The sequence below is a fragment of the Plasticicumulans sp. genome, assembly GCF_035331805.1.
Classification (GTDB): Bacteria; Pseudomonadota; Gammaproteobacteria; order Competibacterales; family Competibacteraceae; genus Plasticicumulans.
This window is the reverse complement of sequence record NZ_DAOLKE010000332.1, coordinates 1-3778: the sequence shown is the minus strand read 5'-3', so window position 1 is coordinate 3778 and position 3778 is coordinate 1. Positions and strand designations below refer to the sequence as shown.

At 71.2% G+C, this 3778-nt stretch carries 2 protein-coding genes; both read right to left on the bottom strand.

The genetic code is table 11. The annotated features are described in order from the left end of the window. Position 1: 1 nt before the first annotated feature. Positions 2–1057: a hypothetical protein gene (locus PKE44_RS16300; RefSeq protein WP_324553278.1), complete on the bottom strand. Its 1056-nt coding sequence runs from the start codon at positions 1055–1057 to the stop codon at positions 2–4. Positions 1058–1130: 73 nt separating this feature from the next. Further along, positions 1131–3608, bottom strand: coding sequence for a pentapeptide repeat-containing protein (locus PKE44_RS16295; RefSeq protein WP_324553275.1), 2478 nt, complete (start codon positions 3606–3608; stop codon positions 1131–1133). Positions 3609–3778: the final 170 nt, after the last annotated feature.

Here is a 3778-nt window from a genome sequence, read left to right as displayed (position 1 = left end):
TTCAGGGCGCTCCCGGTCGCGCGAGCTTCATGCCCATGCGGTCGAGATCCGACAGGCTCATGATCGGCGCGTACATGACGCTGTCGATGTCGGTGTCGCGCGGCAGGCGGTAGACCTGCTGGCCGACGCTGCGCAGCAGGAACTTCAGCAGCCGGGTTTCCAGCGTCGCGTCGCTGGCGCGGCCGATCAGCGTGCCCGGCAGCAGGCGCGCCGAGGACACGACGCTGACGCGCCAGCCGGGGTAGTGCTGCGCGAAGCTGAAGCGGGTGCTGCGCTCGCGGGCGTTGATGTCGCGCTGCGTCAGCAGGATCACCGGCACGGCGCCGTACTGCGCGCGCAGCCGGTCGATCGCCGGCGTGGCGGTTTCGACCAGGGTCTGCGCGTCGTACTGCGGACTGTCCGGAAAGGGCTGCACGCGGCCGAGGCCGACGGCGAGCGTGGTCCTGACCGACAGGCCGGTCAGCTCGTGCAGGCGCTCGCCGAGGTGCGCGGCATAGGCCTCGCTGAAATCGTCGGCCGGCAGCAGCAGCACGTCGGGCCGCCCGCCGGTGAAGCCTGCGCGCCAGTCGGGCGGCAGCGCGAAGCGCGAGCCCGGATCGGTCAGCGGTCTTGCCCAGAACGCCGGGTGACTGATGAGCAGCACGACGAGGCCGGTCATGGCGATCAGGCCGGCACGCAGCCAGGCGCGCAGGCGCCGCCGGCGCCGCAAGGCATCGAGCCGCTGGCGCTGGGCGCGGACGGCTTCGGTGTCATCGGCATGCACGTAGCTGTCGAAGGGCGTGCGCCAGGTCATCAGGCTGTCGTCGCGCACGCGCGCGCAGAGCCGCGCCGCCAGTTCGATCAGCACGGCGAGCACGTCGGCATCGGGCAGGTCGACGGACAGCGTGCCGTACTGCCAGTCGATCGGCTGCACCAGACCGCCGGCGCGCTGCACGCTCAGGCGCAGTTCGCCATCCGGGCCGGTGGCGGTGATCAGGTCCGGCAGCGTCGCGGCGACGCGCTCAAGCTCGGCGCGCCCGAGCGGGGTCGGGCGGATGATGGAATAGCGCTCACTCATGCCGCAGCGGACCTGCGCGGATCGGGGTGGCGGGCAGTGTGGTTGCTGCCGCGACCGGCCGCCAGCCGGGGCTTCAGTCGGCGGGGCGTGGCTCGCAGCGCTGCGCAGCCGTGGGGGCGGCGGGCGTGGCTTTCGGCTGCAGCGCGAACGCCAGCCGGGCCCGCAGCAGGGCATCCTCGGCCGCCGGGCAGACCGGCTGCTGCGTGAACACCTGATTGACGGCTTCGAGCCACTCCGTCGACTGTTCGAAACCCTGCGCGGCAAATGGCGGTGCCATCAGCACCAGCGCGTTGGCATAGCGGGTCGGCAGCCGCCGCGGCGGCGGCTCCCGGAAATCTTCGGGCTGCACTTCCTGCAGCGTGCAGGTCATCTGGGCCGCCTGCCGGCCGGCTGCCGCCGGACCCTGGGTGTCGTCGATCCCGAACAGGGGCGGAGGCGAGGGGAGCTTTGCCGGCACGGACTGCACGGAGGATGCGCCGGGCGGGCAGCGTCGCAGCGCCCGTTCCTTCAGCAGCTCGGCGGCCGATCCCCGGGTGGCCGTCAGGCCGGCGAGCACGGACCTGTTCTCCGGCGCGGGCCGCGGATCGGAATCCGGCCGGGGCGGCTGACTGACGATCAGGGCGCCGCGCAGGTCGCTGTGCTCCAGGTGCAGGCGGGCGGTCTCGACCTCGATCATCCGTGCCCCGACCAGATCGGTACGCAGGATGCGCGCGCAGCGCAGGTCGGCATGGTCGAGGGCGCTGAAATCCGCCTGCACGCCGTCCCAGTCGCTGTTGTCGAGGTGGCTCCAGGTCAGGCTGGCGTAGCGCAGGTCGATGCCATACAGGCGCGCGCCGTTCAGATAGGCGCCGTCGAGCATCGCCCCGTACAGGTTGACGGTCTGGAACTGGCCGAGCGGCAGGCTGGCATCGCGCAGGTCGGCGCCGGCCAGATCGCGAAACTGCACGCGCAGCGCACGCGCGTACTGCCAGACGCGCTTCTCGCCGGGATCGGTCGGTTCGTTGTCGCGGCGGGCATCGCGATCACAGGTGAGGGGCGCGCCGTCTGCCTTCTTTTCGAGGGCCACGTCTTCGGGCTTGATGTCCATGTCGAGCGCCGCGCCGCGCAGGTGCAGATAGCGGCTCGGCAGCAGGCGCCGGCGCGTGTCGCCGGCGTTGCCGCGCTGCAGGTCGGGCTCGAACAGCAGCGCCGTCGGCAGCGCCACCGGTCCGAGCCGGCCGCAGCGCCGCGGCGGGGGCGGGGGCGCGGAATCGTGCGTGCGCTCGTCCGGGGACCGGGGTTTCGGCTGGTCGAGCCAGGCGCACCAGCCCGGTCGCCAGCGCAGGGCTTCCGCGCTGTCGCCGTCCGGCGGATCGAGCAGCACATGGTTGAGTTCATCGATCTGCCCCGGCAGCAGCAGGCGGTAGCCGCTGATCGCAGCGAGCGAGTACAGCAGCACGGGCTCCAGCCAGGATGCGCCGCTCGCCACGGCCAGCCATCGGCATCTGGGCTGGTCGGAAGAGCGGATGCAGGCGTCAGGGGCGATGGTCGGCACCAGCGTGAACAGCGACAGCGAGCAGACCGCCGCCGGGCCGATGATGGCCGCATACGACAGCACGAACGGCGAGCGTGGCTGCACGTCCTCGTGGTTGATGCCACCGGCCGGGCGGCGTACCTGCCAGTACGCAAGCGCGAGCCCGGCCAGGCAGCAGGCGGCGTAGCTGAGCAGCAGGCCGTCGGCATCGCCGGCATCGCGGAACAGCCAGGACAGCCCGAGCAGCAGCGGCATCGGCAGCACGATCGAAAGCATCAGCGTGCGCAGCGTGCGCCGGCGGGCCCGGTCCAGGGTTTTCGACTGTTCGACGCAGCCGATGCGCTCGTCATGGAAGCCGCAGAGCCAGGCGCGCAGGAAGCGGCGCAGCCGGCCGCGGCTGCTGCCGCGGGTCACCCCCAGCGCGATGCGCCGCGACACCACCTGCGGCCACATCAGCAGCAGGAGTGCGCCATCGGCGAACACCGCGCCGCGCTGCCACATGGTCACGGTGCCGTCGTGGTAGGCGAGGAAGCGCACCTGGAACAGCCACACCAGCAGCAGCGGCCCGATCAGCAGCGTGGTGCCGACCGCGGTCGCGAGCATCAGCCGTGACAGCGCCATGCGCTGCAGCAGCAGGTAATAGAGCAGCGGCGACAGCCCGAGCGGCAGTTCGGTATCGCGGTTCTTCTGCCGGGCCAGCCCCCAGCGAAAGACGCTGCGGGCGAACAGCCGCAGCTGCGTCAGCAGCGTCGCGTGCAGCAGCACGTACAGCCACGGGCCGAGCGTGTAGAAGGTGACGAGGTCGATCGAGACGTTCAGCACCGGCAGCGTGAAGCTGGCGCCGAGCAGCAGTTGCTGGTGCGTGGTCTGCCAGATCGCCAGTGCCAGATAGATGCTGATGGCGATGAAGCTCAGGTGCGCGGTACTGAGGTATCTCGCGGCCTCGTGCAGGGCCTTGTCGTCCTCGTCCGTCCACTGCGGCACTTTGGCCGCAGCCCCGTTGCCGTTGCCGTTGCCGACGCTGTCGCCTTCGCTCATCACCGCCTCCTGCAACATCAGTGTCAGGACTTCGTCACAGCCACTGAGCAAAGCCGGATGCGGGCGGATTGCGACTTACGATCTGTTCATGCCGGTGGATGGGCGCGCTGTGGATGGCTGGCGCCCTGTTGAGCCGGGAGCGGGCCGGTGGCGATCATCGGGCGGCGTGC

What these genes read in the sequence shown, in the direction of transcription:
- PKE44_RS16300 (WP_324553278.1), bottom strand. Translation starts at nt 1,057, where the DNA reads ATGAGTGAGCGCTATTCCATCATCCGCCCGACCCCGCTCGGGCGCGCC.
- PKE44_RS16295 (WP_324553275.1), bottom strand. Translation starts at nt 3,608, where the DNA reads ATGAGCGAAGGCGACAGCGTCGGCAACGGCAACGGCAACGGGGCTGCG.